Origin of the sequence: Paenibacillus plantarum (genome assembly GCF_013141695.1) — a bacterium.
Classification (GTDB): Bacteria; Bacillota; Bacilli; order Paenibacillales; family NBRC-103111; genus Paenibacillus_E; species Paenibacillus_E plantarum.
The window spans coordinates 25536-43485 of sequence record NZ_WHNY01000008.1; the positions used below are offsets into that span (position 1 = coordinate 25536).

Sequence of the window (17950 nt, forward strand, 5' to 3'; positions counted from 1 at the left end):
TAGTAACAAAAACAATTCAGGGTGGTACGCTCCATGAAGAACTCTATCTTTACCTTCATGCAAAAATTACTGAAACAAAAATACCAACCGGATACAGCCAGTATTCGTGAAGCCAATCAAATTCACACCATGCCAGATAACCTAGAAGAGATCCTGCTCACGATCGGAGAGGGACTAGGTCATAGCACCGATCTTGTAATTCGAAGAATGATGATACCAACCGTGCCTCCTTGTAAGGCTGCCATTGTGTATGTAGATGGACTTGCGAATGTCAAAGAAATTCTGGACTCCCTTCTTATCGATTATCGATCTGGCGATGTGGCTTTACCTAAGCTAGATGACATAGCACCTTTACCTTTAATCAAAGAGTACTTATTGAAATCAGGTGAAATCACAGGCACGTCCGACTTTGAAACGCTCTATCATATGATTTTATCTGGTGATACGGTCATTTTAGTGGATGGATATAGCGAAGCAATCTGCGCGAGCTCACGTGAATGGAAAGATCGAGGGGTCACAGAGCCCTCCTCTCAGACTGTTGTAAGAGGGCCTCGCGAGGGATTTTCCGAAACCTTGCGCACGAACACCGCATTGGTTCGAAGGAAAATCAAAGATCCTCATCTATGGATGGAAACCAGGCAGATTGGCCGTGTGACCCAGACCGATGTTGCCACCATGTATATCAAAGGAGTCGTGGATGACTCGATTGTCGAGGAAGTGCGTACCCGTTTAGCACGGATCGATATAGATGGAATTCTCGAGAGTGGCTACATCGAGGAGCTCATCCAGGATGAAGCCTATTCGCCATTCCCTACCATCTTCAATACAGAGCGACCCGATGTTGTTGCAGCAGCACTTCTAGAGGGACGAATCGCAATCTTGATAGATGGCACACCATTTGCTCTCATTGTACCTGCCGTATTCACGCACTTTATGCAAGCAGCGGAGGATTCTTACCAAAGGTCAGATATTAGCTCGTTAATCCGTATTCTCCGTTATATATCGCTGATGATAGCCTTACTCGCTCCTGCTGCCTATATTGCTGTGACGACCTTTCACCAAGAGATGATTCCGACAACACTGCTCATTAATATTGCTGCCCATCGGGAAGGGATCCCCTTTCCTGCGTTTGTTGAAGCATTTCTCATGGAAGTTACCTTCGAAATCCTGCGGGAAGCCGGAATCCGAATGCCTCGTGCCATCGGGCAAGCCGTATCCATTGTTGGTGCGCTTGTCATTGGACAAGCCGCTGTTGAGGCTGGATTAGTGGGGCCAGCAATGGTCATCGTCGTCGCGATTACAGCCATCTCTACTTTTATTATCCCTTCGTTTAACATGGGCATTTCCATTCGGATGATCCGTTTCATCCTAATGATGTTCGCTGCATCTCTTGGTCTATATGGGATACTCATTGGCATTATTGCTCTGGTGCTGCATTTATGCAGCTTGCGTTCTTTTGGCGTTCCTTACCTAGCTCCATTCGCGCCCTATAATCTGGAGGATCAGAAAGATAATCTCATTCGCCTCCCTCATTGGGCCTTGTTGAAGCGTCCAAGCTTCGTTAGTTCAAATAATAGAGAGAAACAAACCTATAATCCTCCACAGAAACCAGAATCCTAAGCGTGTTCAGTCTAATCTGGGGAAGGTGATCCAAACAATGATTAAACGTGCAGTACTTATTTTCCTCATTATGCTGATCGTAACGGGGTGTTGGAACCGCAAGGAGCTTGATCAGATTTCCATTGCAACAGCTATTGGCATTGATAAACTAGGGGATCATTATCATGTTTCGGTCCAATTACTCAACTCCGATGAAATCACATCAACGAAAGGTGTTGGCCAGCGACAGCCCGTTGTGACACTCCAGATAAGCAGCGGGAGTACGATATTCGAATCGTTCCGCAAGCTAACGACGAGTTCACCACGTAAAATACTTTCATCCCATTTACGAATTCTTGTCATTGGAGAAGGAATGGCCGAAGATGGCATATCCAAGATACTAGATCTCTTGTCAAGAGATCACGAACTGCGCTCAGACTTCAATATCCTATTAGCTAGGAATGCTACGGCTAATGATATCCTACAAGTGTTGACACCACTCGAGAAAATTCCAGCTAACAAGCTCTATACTTCTCTCATCTCTTCCGAGAAAAATTGGGGAGTTACCACCAATGTTGACTTGCATCAACTTATTTACGATTTAGTGGATCCAGGTAAAGATCCCGTGCTTTCGAGTATTCATATTAAAGGGGACCCGGAAAAAGCGAAGTCTCGCGAGAACTTAAATTCTGTTCTTCCGCCAGCAACCTTGGAGTATAAGAGCTTAGGTGTTTTCCATAAAGATCAGTTTGTTGGATGGTTAACAGACAGAGAAAGCAAAGGATATAATTATGCCATGAGTAACATCCAAAGTACGGTTGTTGCTCTTCCGTGTGAAGCTGGCGGCAAAATGTCCATAGAATTGATGAGCACGCGGTCCAAAATCCAAGCAAAATTTGTAAAGCAACAACCACAGGCCTTCGTCAATGTTCTCGTCGAGGCAAATATCGGAGAGGTAGCCTGTAAATTAAACTTAAACTCCACCAATACCATACAAGCCATTGAAGAACAATTGAATGAAGAAATTAAGCAGACGATCCTAGACTCCGTAGCGAAAGCGAAATCCTACAAGTCAGATATATTCGGATTCGGAGCTGCCATTCACCGTGCGAATTATAAACAATGGATTCTCATGAAAGATAACTGGGATCAAGCCTTTGTTGACCTGCCGGTTCAAGTGGCAGTGCATGCCAGAATTCGCCGTACGGGCTCGGTTGTTGAATCTTTTCTTGATCAAATGGAGTGATTACGTATGATTTGGAGTCTTATTATTGTTCTTGTCTCGCTTTGGGCACTGAAGGTTCAGATCTCTCTGTTAAAAGCTAAGAAACAGCACAGAGAAATTTGGTTTTTCATTCTATCTCTCAGCATTTCCGCCCTAATGAGTATAGCTGTTAGTTTAAAGTTGCCTCTGCTTAATCCATTAGATGTGATCACTTACGTATTCAGTCCCATGGGGAAAATGATCACAACCTTACTCACGTAGCTGTAAGTCAAAGGAGTCAGCGATGTTCGAAAAAGAGAAAATTAATCTGCGCCAATTTAAAATATTAGTTTTGCTATTCAGCTTGGGCAGTACAATCTTAATCGTGCCTTCTGTCCTTTCGTCTTTTGCCCATCAAGATGGGTGGATCTCTGCCGCACTAGGTATCACGCTAGGGGGAGCGGTGATAAGCCTCTATGTTACGCTAGGTAATCGGTATCCCAATCACTCCTTAATGGCCTATAGCGAGTTGATCCTAGGAAAATGGTTAGGTAAATGCATCAGCATCCTCTTCTATCTATTTTTCCTTATCATAGCCTCGTTGGTTCTTCGTAATGTTGGTGATTTTATTACAACCATCATTATGCCAGAGACGCCCATTCAAGTAATTCACTTTGTATTCCTGCTGATTATTATGTTCGGAGCAGGGTTAGGCTTAGAAGTGATTGCCCGTTCTGGGGAGGCTTTTCTACCTTGGGTTCTATTGTGTATTTGTGTGCTTATTGGCTTTCTGATTCCACAGATTAAAATGGAACGCTTACCACCTATATTTGAAGCGAGTACCAAAGCAATTATCCACGGAAGTTTATCGGTACTTTCTATTCCCTATTTGGAAATGGTCGTCTTTCTGATGATCTATCCTGCTATTCACACCAATTTGAAAAAAGGCAAAGGATTTATTCAAGCAGGCTTCATGGGTGGTTTGGTTATTTTCACCATAACTGTATTATGTATCGTCGTACTTGGTTGGGACTTCACCTCACGCCATACGTTTCCTAGTTACACATTAGCTAAAAAAATCCAGCTCGGCGGATTCATCCAACGCATCGAAGTATTGGTCGCGATCATTTGGTTTGTCACCATCTATTTCAAGCTCGTTATTTGCTTCTATAGCTCACTGGTTGGACTGCAGCAAATCCTTAACTTGCGTACCTATCGCCCGTTCATCGTGCCAAGTGCGCTTATGCTGTTTGCACTCGCCTTCCTTGTTTACCCGAACATCATCTATTTCCGAGATTTCGCTTCTAATATATGGCCTCCATTTGCCCTAACTATCGGGCTGTTCCTGCCTTTAGTTTTGTTGATCGTATCTTATTTTAGACATGCAGGCAGGTTGAACAAATGAATGGGGAGTTCGTTATCGCTTCTTCATCCAACATGACAAAAACGTCACTTGTGCTCGATGACTTCATAATGTAACCGTTCGTACATCCGAATATTCTCTGGGATGATGAGTTCGGATTCGTCGATCGTAGCTTCTCTGATGGGTAGAGTCATCATGGCTAGGCTCCTTTTTATAGAGAGATATTTATCAAACTTAGTTACGAGCCATGTTCCTTACATAATCAGGCATCCTTCGCATGTATCGCTCTGTATCATGTTCAAAATCATACTGCTTGTACAGCTCATGCGCATCCTTCGTACCTAGCAAGCCTACGAGGTCTTTATACTCATCACAGGTAATCAAGCTTTCCACTAGTTTCTTACCGATCCCCATGCCTCTGTAGTCTTCATCAATAAATACATCGCATAGATAAAACATCGTCGCATTGTCCGTTACGACTCTAGCGAAGCCAACTTGCTTGCGCCCTTCATATACGCCATAGCAGACAGAGTTCTGAATCGCGCGCAGCGTCCTTTCTTCCGGTCGTTTGTTCGCCCAATAGCTTCGTGAGAGGAAACCTTGGATCACATCTACATCTAGCCGTTCTTTATTATCGCTAATAACAAATTGATTCCACATAATCTCCATCGTATCTACTCCTCTACTGAACTGGGTTCATTGATTTCCATCTATAATACTACATTCCATTGCCTATCTGATATTCTCTTTTCGCTTGCGCGGAATACCCTGCAAACTTGTGCACGAAATGTCGGATAACCATCTGCAATTCCTGCTATTCTATGGATAGAGGAGGTCAGAACGATGGATTTGCTTAAAAATATGAACAGCGCGCTCAAGTATATCGAAGACAACCTGACAGACACGATCGACACGAATGAAGTAGCTCGAATTGCCTTATGCTCCGAATATCATTTCAAGCGTATGTTTTCCTTTCTCGCGGGCATTCCGCTATCCGAGTATATCCGCCGCAGACGGCTCAGTCTTGCCGCTTTTGAGCTCAGAGACAGCACTATTAAAGTCATTGATATCGCCATCAAATACGGGTATAACTCACCGGATTCGTTCACGCGATCTTTTCAAATTTTACATGGCATTACTCCGTCAGAAGCTAGACTGAATGGGCAATCATTGAAAGCCTATCCGCCTATGACCTTCCAAATCACCATTCAAGGAGGAAATGAAATGAATTATCGTATTGAGGAAAAAGAAGCGTTTCATATTGTCGGCATTCACAAACGAGTGCCCATTATCTTTAACGGCGTTAATCCTGAAATTGCTGCGATGTGGCAAAGCTTGAACGTGGACTTAATTAACACCCTTAAACAACTCTCCAATGTCGAGCCCATTGGCCTGGTAAGTGCCTCTACCAACTTCTCCGAAGGCCGCATGGAGGAAAAGGGAGAGCTTGACCACTATATTGGCGTTGCTACAACGAATCCGTGTCCCGACAATTTCGCACAACTCGACGTATCTGCCTCGACGTGGGCCGTTTTCGAAGCTATCGGACCGTTCCCCGAAACGCTGCAAAATGTATGGGGACGCATCTACTCAGAATGGTTCCCTTCCTCTGGCTATGAACAAGTCGCTGGACCCGAAATGCTGTGGAACGCGGATAAGGATACAACTTCGCCAACGTTTCGAAGTGAAATTTGGGTACCGGTGAAGAGGATGTAGTGAAAGCAATTGCTAGATCGCGAGGGGGCCTCTCTCCAGGGATTCCCGCTGGGCTTATGAACCCCAACCCAACCTCCCCCCCCCACGCAGGAATTCTGCTCGATCACTAGTTGTTGTTTTCCATCACCTAACGGACATGAATGCCGTTATATCAGATAGATTAGGTCTTTTCAGAATCTAACGGACACAACAGCCGTTAATTGAGCATTATGACTCCAAATATATCTGATATTTGGTAAATAGCGGCCTATGCGTCCGTTAGATTTTCGAAACCTCTGAATCCAAGCAAATAACGTCGTTGGTGTCCGTTAGCAAAGCTAAGAGGGGTGTATCCCCACAACCTTGGCCTCACTCCCCGTTAACGGCCAAGGTGACTGGGAGGATCTCTACAGTAGCATATAGAAAAGCTCCTGGATTCCTGCATAATTGCAGGAATTAGGAGCTTTTGGGGTTAGATTACATCACTATTGGCATGTAGGAGCAGCTTTCAGTGCATCCTGCTACTGTAGTGATGTTTTTCATCACTACAGCGTAGAGGTTGATGAGTCATCCGCCGGAGGCTGACATCTAGAAGGCCGTCATCTAGACGCTGACCGAGGCCTTCTCCTTCGGCGCGCTACTCACCGCGGGCTTCTTGTACTGAACGCCCGCGGTGTCCCGCTCCCGTAGCGTGAGGGAGAATCCCCACGCTACTACAAGAAACCCGGCCGCGCCAAGCAGCGCGACCCGATACGCCACTCGGCTGGTCGCCTCGCTGGCGGCTCCAACAGCAGCGGCATCCGCCGTAGCTGCTGACACGGCCGCCAGCAGGCTGCCGAGCAAGGCCACCCCCAGCGCAGAACCTAGTCGGTTCTGCACCTGAAAGAGCGTCGCCGCCTGCCCCATCTGAGGCGGCTCAATCCGGGCAAAGGCCAGGAGCTGGATCGCTCCGACCGTGTGCCCCAAAGTCAGGCCGCCGCTGAGCAGCAGCCCGCGGACCAGCCATGGGTTCGTGTCTGCGCTCACCAGGCAGAGCAAAGCGAAAACCACCATCGCGCAGAGCAGCGCGATTTGAATGATCCGGCGAGGGCCGAGCTTCCTCGCCGTCCACGGCATGAGCTGAGACGCGGCCATGAGGCCGAGCGCCTCGGGAAATGTCGTCAAGCCCGTATGCAACGCGGACGCTTTGAACACATCCTGATACATCAGCGGGAAAATAAAGAGCATGCCGAGCAGCCCCGCTGCGGTACACAGTGCGATCATGCCTGTCGTACGGTACAGGCGATCCGCGAACAAGCGCAGTTGGAGCATGGGCTGCGCCGTCCGTAGCTCAACGAAAACCAATGCCGCGAGGAAGATCAAGCCGGTCAGTCCTGTAATGACAATTTCAGGCGAGCGCCAGCCATGTGCCGTCCCTTGACTCAGTGCATAGATCAGCATAGCGAAGCCAGGTGCACTAAGCAGAAACCCAGGTAGATCGAGCTTGCCGACTGCCTGCTTACCGCTTTCTTTTAACCAAATCATCCCCAGAATAATGGCGATAATCCCGATGGGAATATTAATGTAGAAGCACCAACGCCAAGTTAATTGTTCCACGAAAAATCCGCTCACAATAGGACCAACAGCAGGAGCTACTGCAATAGGCAAAATCAAGGAACGTGAGATATTCGCCCTCTCCTGAGGTGGGAACGCTCTGAACAACATCGCCATCCCAACAGGCGCAATCAAGCCTCCGCCAATTCCTTGAAGGATGCGGAAGAAGATCAATTCGCCAAGGCTTGATGCAAATCCGCAGCACACGGAAGCAACGGTGAATAGCGTTACAGCGATCATCAACATGCGTTTGCCGCCAAAACGATCACCCAACCAACCCGCCATGGGCAGCACTAGCGCCACGGAAACTAAGTAACCAATATTTACAGTTCCGGCAGCTGCCGGTGAGATCTGAAGCTCCTCACAAATAGACAGCAGCGCCACATTCACAATGGTGGCATCCATGGCGACTAAGAACATCGCCGCTACGTAGACCATTCGGATAACCGTTCGAGGGTTCAGAAGCTTGGACTCCGTCATCCTCTCTCTCCAGCCGTCACTTCGGACTTGCGCTCGGAAGCTTGCTGTGGACGCATATCCGTCCAATGTGACTCAATATAAGCTAAGCAAGCTTCTCGATCCAGCCCGAACACTTGCATCCACCCTGCAGGCACAAGGGCAAAAGCCGGCCAGAGTGAATACTGGCCTAATTCATTAATCAACACGACAAACGCGTCATCTTTCTCCTCGAAAGGATTGCTCACTTGCTCATCTCTCCTCGTCTTCTAATTAGTTACTCCCGATACCTTGCCTCTAATTTCCCGGATAAAATACGGCCAATTTCGGCCAACGGACCCGGTTGACACAGATCCTTATGCCGGCAGGCCAGATCATACTGCTCGATCTCCCCATCGATGTAATCCATCCACGTCGTTGGCGCGATGGGCTCGAACCAATCCGGAATCACTGTGGAGTGGACAAAGAGCAGATTGCCTGCAAATTTCCCTGGTCGATACGTGGCCAAAATACGCACCGAGTTGACATAAGTATCCTTCAAGCTCATGATGACGGATGGCTCCAAGCTAGCTAATGCACTGCCGTCACTGCGCAAAATGTCCACAGCCGCCGCCATATCCAACGGTTTATCCCCTAAGCTGTCAGGGTCGTACCCACCTAGTGCTAGCAAGGCAATGAGCGCTTCCTCCTCATTCGGACCTTCGCGAAGCGGCAGGAAGTGACTCGGGAACGCATCGAGCATCACAAGCATCGCGATTTCCTCGCCATCCCCTTGTAGAAGCGAAGCAACTGCATGGGCTACGTTACCGCCTAGTGACCAGCCCAGCAAATAATACGGGCCATGCGGCTGCACGGAGCGAATATGCGAGATATAGTCTGCCGCCATTTCCAGTAAATCGCCAGGAAGCGGCTCCGGCCTTGCAATACCTCTCGCTTGCAGACCATAGATCGGATAATCCGGCCCAAGCGATTTCATCAAGCCTGCGTAGCACCAGCTAAGACCTCCTGCTGGGTGGATGCAGAACAGAGGCGAGCGTTTACCGCTCGTTCTTAGCGGCAACAGTACCTCAAGCGCACCTTCACTGCCGCCGCCCTCCAACCGCTCCGCTAAGCCGGCAACGGTTGGTGCCTCGAACAACGTGCCGATGCTCAAGGATACGCCAAGCGCTTCGCGAATGCCGCTCATGAGCTTCACAGCCAGCAGCGAGTGGCCTCCGAGATCGAAGAAACCATCGTCGATGCCGACTCTCGGCAGTCCTAGCGTCTCTGCATAAAGATCGCAGAGAATTTCTTCTTGCGGCGTACGAGGCCCTCGGCCTACAGCAGATAAAGAGAAATCCGGTGCAGGCAGCGCCTTGCGATCCAACTTGCCGTTCACCGTGAGCGGAAGCTCCGCAATTTCTACGAAAGCTGATGGCACCATATAGCTCGGCAAAGCTATTCCCACCTGATGACGAAGTGCCATGACATCCAATTCAACTTGCGAGTCTGTGATGACATAAGCGACTAGTCTTTTATCCCCAGGCGTATCCTCACGCACAATAACCACAGCTTGCGACACACCATGAACCTGTGCAATGACCGCTTCGATTTCACCTAACTCAATGCGGAAACCGCGGATTTTGACCTGATGATCCATGCGTCCGATATAATCGAGCGTCCCATCCTGACGCCAGCGAGCCAAATCGCCCGTCCGATACATCCGCGTACCCGGCGCACCATAAGGATCTGCAAGAAAGCGATCTGCCGTTAAGCCAGGACGATTCCAGTAACCGCGCGCAAGACCTGCACCAGCTACATACATTTCGCCAGTTACCCCCGGCGGCACATGCTGTAAATGAGCATCCAACACATATACGCCAAGATCAGGAATCGCACCGCCGATGAGACTATTTGCCTTACTTTCGGTCATCTCGCGCGTAATCGGATTATAGCTGACATGAACCGTCGTTTCCGTAATGCCGTACATATTGATTAACGTAGGTGCATGATCCTCATGTCGGTCGTACCAATCTTTCAGATGGCCCAAGTCCAAGGCTTCTCCGCCAAAAACAACATAACGAAGCGCCAACGCCTGACCTTGCAGCGGATTTTCTTTATCAGCTTGCATCAATTGGTAGAACGCCGATGGCGTCTGATTAAGTACGGTAACCTGCTCGTCACACAGAAGTTTTAGGAACTCATCTGGCGAACGCGTAATGCGATGAGGCACTACAACGAGACGTCCACCATGGAGTAAAGCGCCCCATATTTCCCATACGGAGAAATCGAATGCATACGAGTGAAATAAAGTCCACGTATCCTGTTCATCAAAATGGAACCAATCCTCTGTCGCTGAGAACAATCTCACGACATTGCTGTGCGGGATGACGACACCTTTGGGTTTACCCGTCGAACCAGACGTATAAATGATATAGGCCACGTTATCCTGCGATAACGGCGCAGTCCTATCATCGTCCGTTGGGTTAAACTCGATGTATCGACTCAGAATTTCACTCGTCGCCGGTTCATCCACGATTAATACTTCCTCACCGCTTAGAATAGCGGCCGTCTCCAAGCAACCAATTACACAAGCAGGTTGTGTATCCTCCAGCATGAATGCCAAGCGATCCAGCGGATAATCTGGATCCAGCGGTAAATATCCCGCGCCTGCTTTCAACACGGCGAGCACGCCGACTAGCATCTGTGTTGACCTCGGAAGGAGTAACCCGACGATTTGCTCAGGTCCGACACCTTGGGCAATCAAGTAATGGGCCAGTTGATTCGCCTGTACATTCAGCTCGGCATAGGTGAGGGATTCCCCTTCATAGACAACTGCTACGGCATCTGGATACAGCTGAACCTGAGCCTCGAACAACGTCACTACATTGGTAGATACAGGGGACTGCTCTTTCATCCAACGCTCAGCACTTCTGGCATGGCCCAATCTTTCTTCCGCTGTCAAAATATCCAGTAAGCCAATCGCCTTATCCGGCTCTGCCCAAGCTTGCTCCAGCAGAAGCTGTAAGCGAGATGCGAGCTTCTCCACGGTTTCACGTTCGTACAAGTCACTCGTGTACTCGAACCAGCCATCGATACCCGCTGGCGTACCATCTTCCCCTCGCCGTTCACGGAATTCAATCGTGAGATCGAACTTCGCACGTCCCACGGTATCCAGCCTAAGCTCCGCATCCATACCTGGGAGGGTAAGCGCTGGTTCGGGGGTGTTCTGGAAGGCAAGCATAATTTGGAACAGCGGATGTCTGGCTCTCGATCTAACAGGGTTCAGAATTTCAACTAACCGTTCAAAAGGCACATCTTGATGATCATAAGCTGCCAAATTCACAGCTCTTACACGCTCCAACAGTTCACGGAAGCTTGGATCACCCGAAGTATCTGTCCGCAGCACAATCGTATTAATGAATAAGCCGACCAAATCGCCAAGCGCATCATCGTTGCGTCCTGCAATCGGACTACCCAGCGGTATATCTGTGCCAGCCCCTAATCTTGTAAGTAGAGCCGATAATCCAGACTGGATGACCATGAACAGGCTGGTACGACTTTCACGAGCTAATACTAGTAAGCGACTATGTAAATCTGCATCAATACGCATCGTAATCGTATCTCCGCAATGCGTCGCCTCCGCTGGACGCGGATAATCGGTTGGCAGCTCTAACTGATTCGGCAGATCCTGAAGTGCATGGCGCCAGTAGTCCACTTGACGTGCTATTAAGCTATTCGGATCACTTTCATCCCCTAGCAATTGCTCCTGCCAGATCGCATAGTCCACATACTGTATCGGCATAGACGACCAAATTGGTGCCTCAGCTCGCGTGCGAGCTTCATAGGCAGCGGACAGATCCCGGGTCAGCGGATCCAGTGACCACCCGTCCCCAACAATATGATGAAGAAGCAACAACAGGACATGCTCATTCTCACTTAGGTGATACAAATGAACACGGAACGATGGTTCTGTGGCTAGATTAAATCCATAACGTACAGCAAGCGCAAGCTCATCTTCTAACTCAGACTCCGAAATCGATGCGGTTTGCAGATATACCGGACAATCGGCTCCATCCAAAACAAGCTGTGAAGCTTCCCCATTATGCTCTGGGAAAATCGTACGCAATGTCTCATGCCGCTGAACGATGTCTTGCACCGCAGCTTGCAGAACCACATCATCCACCGTACCTGACAAACGTGCCACGAGCGGAATATTATAGGTTGGGCTCGGCCCTTCCAGACAATTGAGGAACCATAAGCGACGTTGGGCAAAAGAAAGCGGAGCTTTCGCCGTCCGAATGGCCGGACGAATAGGTGGCCTAGCGGCTGCCGCCGAATCAATCCGCTTCGCAATCCCAGCTACCGTTGGCGTCTCGAACAGGCTCGCGATGCCCAGCTCAACTCCCATGACTTCACGTATGCGGCTCATGAGTCGACCGGCGAGCAAGGAATGCCCACCTAGATCGAAAAAGTTATCGTCAATGCCAACGCGTGGAACACGCAATACTTCAGCAAATAGTTCGCTTAGGATTTCCTCCTGTGGCGTACGTGCCGCTCTACCTGCCGTGTTCGCTTGATAGTGAGGTGCAGGCAAAGCTTTACGGTCCAACTTGCCGTTCGGTGTTAACGGTAATTCCTCGAGGAAAACGAAGGCTGATGGGACCATATAGTCCGGCAATCCCGCTGCCAAATATTCACGCAACGCCGCTGCATCAACTACAGCCCCGCTAGCCGCTACAAGATAAGCGACGATCCGTTTATCACCAGGCTGCTCTTCTCGTACAACAACCGCTACCTTGAGAATGTCCGGATAGTCGGTCAAGACCGTTTCAATCTCCGAGATTTCAATGCGGAATCCACGGATTTTGATTTGGTGATCGGCACGGCCGCAGTAATCCAAGTTGCCATCTGGCAGCCAACGAGCAAGATCACCGGTACGATACATCCGCGTGCCTGGAGGGCCATAGGGATCAGCCACAAAGCGCTCCGCTGTCAACGAAGGACGGCGCAAGTAACCAATTGCTAAACCATCACCAGCGATGTATAAATCGCCAGTTACGCCAGCAGGCACAGGCTGCAAGCCGCTATCCAGAATATACAGCTGCGTATTCCAGATCGGCCGACCAATTGGAGGCTTGTTGTATTTGTCCTGTTCGGAAAGTGCAATAAGCGTCGACCAGATCGTCGTTTCTGTCGGTCCATACAGATTCGTCACTTTACAGTCGAGCGCTTGGAGATCGCGCAGCAATCCGTTAGCCAGAGCCTCACCGCCTACTAGAATGCGTAGGCCTCGCAGTGACTCTGGGGCTTGCTCAACAAGGGCATGCCAAAGTGACGGTGTGGCCTGCATCAGCGTGGCACCGGAAGATTGAATGATTTTAGATAACGCCATCGGATCTTGAATCGTACGCTTGTCAGCAATAAGAAGCTGTGAGCCCTGCAGCAAAGGCAAAAAGATTTCGAGCACGGAGATGTCAAAGGCAACAGTGGTAACTGCCAGTAACCGATCTTCGGCTCCTAGCTGAAACTGATCTTGCATCGCAAAGAGGAAATTCGTGAGATTCCCATAGGAAATCGCCACACCTTTCGGCTTACCTGTAGACCCTGAAGTGTATAGAATGTAGGCGGGGTCCGACATGAGAGGCGTACTTAGACGATCCTCATCCGATACGTTTGTAGCACCAAGTAAAGCTAACTGCTCAATTGTAGCTGGTTGATCCAGGACCAACTGATCCTGATTAGCACCTGTCTGAGGCAAGCGCGTCGACGTTTCTGTATTGGTAATCGTGACTAAGGCCTGAGCATCATCGAGCATATACCCAATGCGGTCCGCAGGATACTCAATATCGAGCGGCAAATAGGCAGCACCGGTTTTATGCACTGCCAGCATGCTGACGATCAGATCAATCGAACGCGGCAAGGCAAGTGCCACGATGCGCTGCGGTCCTGCACCTAACGTAATAAGCAGGCGAGCAAGCTGGTTGGCACGCGCATTTAAAGTACCATAATCCACGGTTTCTTCATCATGAAGGATAGCCGTGCTGGCCTGGCTCAATGCCGACTGAACTTCGAACAAATCCGTAGATCTCTTGGCAGGCACCGTGCGTGCCGTATTGTTCCATCGTGTTAGCTCTTCTGTGCGTTCATGGACAGCAAGAAGCTCGATTCGCCCAATGGGCTCTGTCGTGGGAGCAGCTGCCAGCTTGCCAAGCAATTGCACAAATCGCTGATGATGCGCCTGCAACTCCACTTGGGTATACAGCTCTGGATTCCCATCCATATCGACCTGCAAGCCACTGCCATCTGCTTTCAGATACACATTGATCGCCAAATCATCGACAGGACCTGCTGATAAATTCGTTTTGCTGCCCGCAAATCCGTTGAAATTCAAGTTAATATCGAAAGGCATGATATTCACGAGCGGACCAAACAATCTGCGGTTATCCGCTACTCGCTTCAGATCACGCCGCAGTTCCTCATGACGGTAGCCCTGATGCTTACGAACCTCGCGAATTTCACGCGCAACCTGCTGTACTAGCTCTGAGATCGTCATCGCAGGTTTCACGGTTAATCGAAGTGGTACGATATTCATCACCATCGCAGGTGTATTAAGAGACACAGAGCCTAATCTTCCCATCATCGGCAACCCGAGGATAATTTCTGGAGCTCCAGTGAGTCGGTGTAAGTACGAGGCTACCGCTGCTAGCACAAGATCCGACCATGCCGCTGCATGTTGTTGGGCTGCACTGCGCAGGTTTCTTGCTTCAGACGAAGACAATTCCGTTGTACATCGTAAGAAATGATCGGAAGGACGAGGAGAACGATCTACAAGACTGACCGCATCCGGCTCGTCGGCAAAACGATGCAACCAGAATTCACGGTCCTTCTGCGCCTTCTCCGAACGGCGATACGCTGCATCCTCGTCCAAAACTAGCTGCCAGGAGCCGAAGCTCCCCTCCGCCAGTGGAAGATGATTCATCATCGCTGTATAGACTTGGGCTACCCGCTTCGTGAGCAGGGCAAACCCATAGCCATCCATCACAATATGATGAATGCGTTGATACCAAATGAAGCGGTCTTCTTTTATTTTAAACAGCGCCTCCGTAAATAAAGGTCCTTTCCCAAGGTCACAAGGCTTTGCAAGATCTTCGTTCATCCAAGCGCGTGCGGTTTGGGTTGGTTGGCTTTGTTGACTGACATCTATATAGTGAAAAGGCCAGGACGATGAGCTTATGTTCGTAACTTGCCACGGACCTTCCCCATCTTCTTCAAATAGCACATGAAGCGATTCCGCTTCTTGCACGACTTGGCGGAGCGATTTTTCAAAGGTTACCGGATCGACCGGTCCGTCAATCTCGACATATTCCCCTGTATTGTACATGGGATTACTTGGATCCAGCTGTTGGGCATACCAGATGCCTGATTGCGCACCCGACAAGGGAAGACGCAGCGTTGAAGCGACTAGCATGTAAGCAACCTCCTTATTTTCTAGCAAAATAGTCGAGATTCGGCACGGGAATTTGCAGTCTGGTCGTAAGCAACTGCCACCAGCTCGCTAAAGTAGGCTGTTCAGCGAGTTCTACGAAAGTGACCTCGGCTCCTAATCGGCGCCACTGCTCGACTAAGCTCATAATGCGTATGGAGTCCAAACCTCTCTCATTAATGAGATCCTCTTCGTACGTGAAGCTATCTGGGGATTCATTCAGCAGTTCTGCCACCTGCTCGCGTACGTTGTCAATGCTAAGGAGATTCCCCTCTGATATTGGGGCTGGCGCTATATGACGAAGCACGTCCTCCGTTGTCAATGTCACGGCACAGCGCTGTGCCGCATAGTTGATCGCCATATGGTGATTCTCTAATGAGAAATCGGCTACTGCATCCGCCACAAAAAACGGTTGAATATCCTGCATGAACGCCTCACAAGCTGTCATCAAACAGCCGATATGCGCATAAATCCCGCTAACGATAAGTTGATCCCTGCCGCTATCCTGCATGATCTCTGCCAGGTTCGTTTTGCGAAAGCCGCTGTAGCGCCATTTCGTGAGGACAATATCGCCTTCCTCGGGGGCTAGCTCAGGTACGACATGCTTGAGTTCCGGATGGTCATTAATCCCGGTGCCCCAGAAATCAAGTAACAGGCCGCGTTGCTCTGGCGTTTGGGCATCTGGCTGAGCCGTATACACAACAGGAATACCGAGCTTCCTGCACTGTTCGCGCAGGGCATAGATATGAGCTAGAAGCTCATTAACAGGCGATTCGCCTAGCGTAAAAGCATTCAAGAAATATTGCTGCATATCGTGGATAAGAAGCACGGCGCGCTTCGGATCGGGTGTCCAAGCTACACGATTTTGCGGTAAATCAGCTGCCACTGGCATGCGGTAGGGTTGAATTTTAGGAAGAGCCATAGATGTCCACTTCTTTCTTTATAAGGATCCGTTGGTGACGGTTGTTAAGAAAACTTCGCGCAGCGCTTTTTTGCTCACTTTGCCCACGTTTGTTTGTGGAAAAGTCTCGACAAATTGGATACGATCAGGAATTTTGTAAGAAGCAAGCCCGCGTGTACGCAGGTAGCTTTTGAGCTCGGCGGCAGATAACGTCTGCTGACCGCGTGGGATGATAAATGCACAGGATCGCTCCCCGAGAAAGGTATCCGGCATGGATACTAAGGCAGCATCGAAAACACCTGGATGCGATAACAGGTGGTTCTCCACTTCTTCCGCGGCGATTTTGTCACCACCACGATTGATCTGATCTTTGGCCCGGCCTTCTACGACGATGTAACCTGCCTCGTTGACTTTGACCAGATCTCCCGTTCGATAGAAGCCATCTGCTGTAAATGCCTTCGCATTATGCGCCTCTGCCCTATAATAGCCTCGAATCGTGTAGGGGCCTCGGGTTAGCAGCTCGCCAACCTCTCCGACGGGAACCTCGTTATCTTCCTCGTCAACAATGCGAATTTCATCCCAGTCCGACATCGGTCTGCCTTGTGTTCGTACAATGACATCCTCAGGGTCGTCTAGCCGTGTATAATTCACCAGCCCCTCAGCCATGCCGTATACCTGCTGCAGCTTACAGCCAAGAACAGGCTCAACACGACGCGCCGCTTCTTCGCTAAATTTGGCCCCGCCTACTTGAAGAACCTGTAGACTGGATAAATCATCCTTGCGTGCAGAGGCAGCCTCCATCCAGATCAAGGCAAGTGGAGGAACGAGTGCCGTAATGGTCACCCCTTCCTGCGCAATCAACGGAAATGCATCGTCCGGGCTCGGCCTTGCAGCCAGTACAATTTTCCCTCCTGCGTACAGCGTGCCAAGCACGCCAGGGGAGCTTAGCGGGAAGTTGTGTGCTACTGGAAGAGCAGCGAGGTACACGCTCTCTTCATTTAACCCGCAGATTTCATTGCTGCGTCGAAAGCTATACATATAATCATCATGTGTACGGGGAATGAGCTTGGGTAATCCTGTGCTTCCGCCAGAGAGCTGGAGGAACGCGACGTCACTGGCTTTTACATGTGGCCAATTAGGATCAGACTCTGATTGCATGTCAGCTATGCTAGCGAGGGATTGGAACAAGCCTGGGTCGCCAGCCACACAAACATGTTGTAACGATGGAACCTTAGACTTCATATCCTGTGCGAGAACGCGGTAGTCGAAGCCCGCTTCGTGGTCAGGAATGACATAAGCAACTGCTTCGCTCCATTCGCATAAATATTGAATCTCACTCTGCCGGTGAAGCGGCAACGCAAACACTGGAATTGCCCCAATTCGAAACAAGGCAAAAATGACAGTAAAAAACTCAACCCTATTCGGAAGCTGCACGACCACGCGATCTTCTGGCTTAATGCCCAGTTGTAAGAAGCCTGAGGCGAGCTTATTCGTTTGTTGGTCCAGATCCGCATAACTATAGCGGCTTGCTCCACTCACTACTGCGGTTCGGTTGCCGTGCTTCAATGCTCGTTCTGCCAGCATGTCGCCGAGCGTTTGTCCTTGCCATAAACCTTTTGCCCGATATTGTGCAGACCACTCTTCTGGCCATGTTGGACAATTCGCTAACATATG

Annotated in this window: 11 protein-coding genes; 5 read left to right on the forward strand and 6 right to left on the reverse strand. The window is 49.6% G+C overall.

What is annotated here, in order from left to right; translation table 11 throughout:
* Window positions 1-33 precede the first annotated feature (33 nt).
* From GC096_RS03430 to GC096_RS03445, 4 genes are read left to right on the forward strand one after another with little or no spacing between them, the layout of a single operon-like run.
* Complete coding sequence (locus tag GC096_RS03430; protein ID WP_376769469.1) at window positions 34-1620, forward strand: spore germination protein; 1587 nt, start codon at window positions 34-36, stop codon at window positions 1618-1620.
* Window positions 1621-1657: 37 nt separating this feature from the next.
* Window positions 1658-2845, forward strand: a complete 1188-nt coding sequence (locus GC096_RS03435) for a Ger(x)C family spore germination protein (protein WP_171628903.1) — start codon at window positions 1658-1660, stop codon at window positions 2843-2845.
* A gap of 6 nt (window positions 2846-2851) precedes the next feature.
* A complete protein-coding gene (locus GC096_RS03440) occupies window positions 2852-3085 on the forward strand; it encodes a hypothetical protein (protein ID WP_171628904.1) in 234 nt (77 codons plus the stop codon).
* A gap of 22 nt (window positions 3086-3107) precedes the next feature.
* Entirely contained in the window at window positions 3108-4208 is a 1101-nt protein-coding gene (locus GC096_RS03445) for a GerAB/ArcD/ProY family transporter (protein WP_171628905.1), read from the forward strand.
* 192 nt (window positions 4209-4400) lie between these two features.
* Here GC096_RS03445 and GC096_RS03450 read toward each other — a convergent pair whose 3' ends face one another.
* Window positions 4401-4835 carry a GNAT family N-acetyltransferase gene (locus tag GC096_RS03450; protein WP_171628906.1) on the reverse strand — a complete coding sequence of 145 codons (435 nt, stop codon included), beginning with the start codon at window positions 4833-4835 and terminating at the stop codon, window positions 4401-4403.
* A 174-nt stretch (window positions 4836-5009) separates the two neighbouring features.
* On the opposite strand from GC096_RS03450, the gene GC096_RS03455 reads away from it, so the two are divergent.
* On the forward strand, window positions 5010-5882 hold the full coding sequence (locus GC096_RS03455; protein ID WP_171628907.1) for an AraC family transcriptional regulator: 873 nt from the start codon (window positions 5010-5012) through the stop codon (window positions 5880-5882).
* Window positions 5883-6464: 582 nt separating this feature from the next.
* On the opposite strand, the gene GC096_RS03460 is transcribed toward GC096_RS03455, so the two are convergent.
* From GC096_RS03460 to GC096_RS03480, 5 genes are read right to left on the reverse strand one after another with little or no spacing between them, the layout of a single operon-like run.
* Window positions 6465-7934 carry a DHA2 family efflux MFS transporter permease subunit gene (locus tag GC096_RS03460; protein ID WP_171628908.1) on the reverse strand — a complete coding sequence of 490 codons (1470 nt, stop codon included), beginning with the start codon at window positions 7932-7934 and terminating at the stop codon, window positions 6465-6467.
* On the reverse strand, window positions 7931-8158 hold the full coding sequence (locus tag GC096_RS03465; RefSeq protein WP_171628909.1) for an MbtH family protein: 228 nt from the start codon (window positions 8156-8158) through the stop codon (window positions 7931-7933). The genes GC096_RS03460 and GC096_RS03465 overlap by 4 nt, the downstream gene beginning before the upstream one ends.
* Before the next feature lie 29 nt (window positions 8159-8187).
* Entirely contained in the window at window positions 8188-15360 is a 7173-nt protein-coding gene (locus GC096_RS03470; protein ID WP_171628910.1) for a non-ribosomal peptide synthetase, read from the reverse strand.
* A gap of 13 nt (window positions 15361-15373) precedes the next feature.
* Window positions 15374-16297 carry an isochorismatase family protein gene (locus tag GC096_RS03475; RefSeq protein ID WP_171628911.1) on the reverse strand — a complete coding sequence of 308 codons (924 nt, stop codon included), beginning with the start codon at window positions 16295-16297 and terminating at the stop codon, window positions 15374-15376.
* A gap of 18 nt (window positions 16298-16315) precedes the next feature.
* A complete protein-coding gene (locus tag GC096_RS03480; RefSeq protein ID WP_171628912.1) occupies window positions 16316-17947 on the reverse strand; it encodes a (2,3-dihydroxybenzoyl)adenylate synthase in 1632 nt (543 codons plus the stop codon).
* Window positions 17948-17950 lie beyond the last annotated feature (3 nt).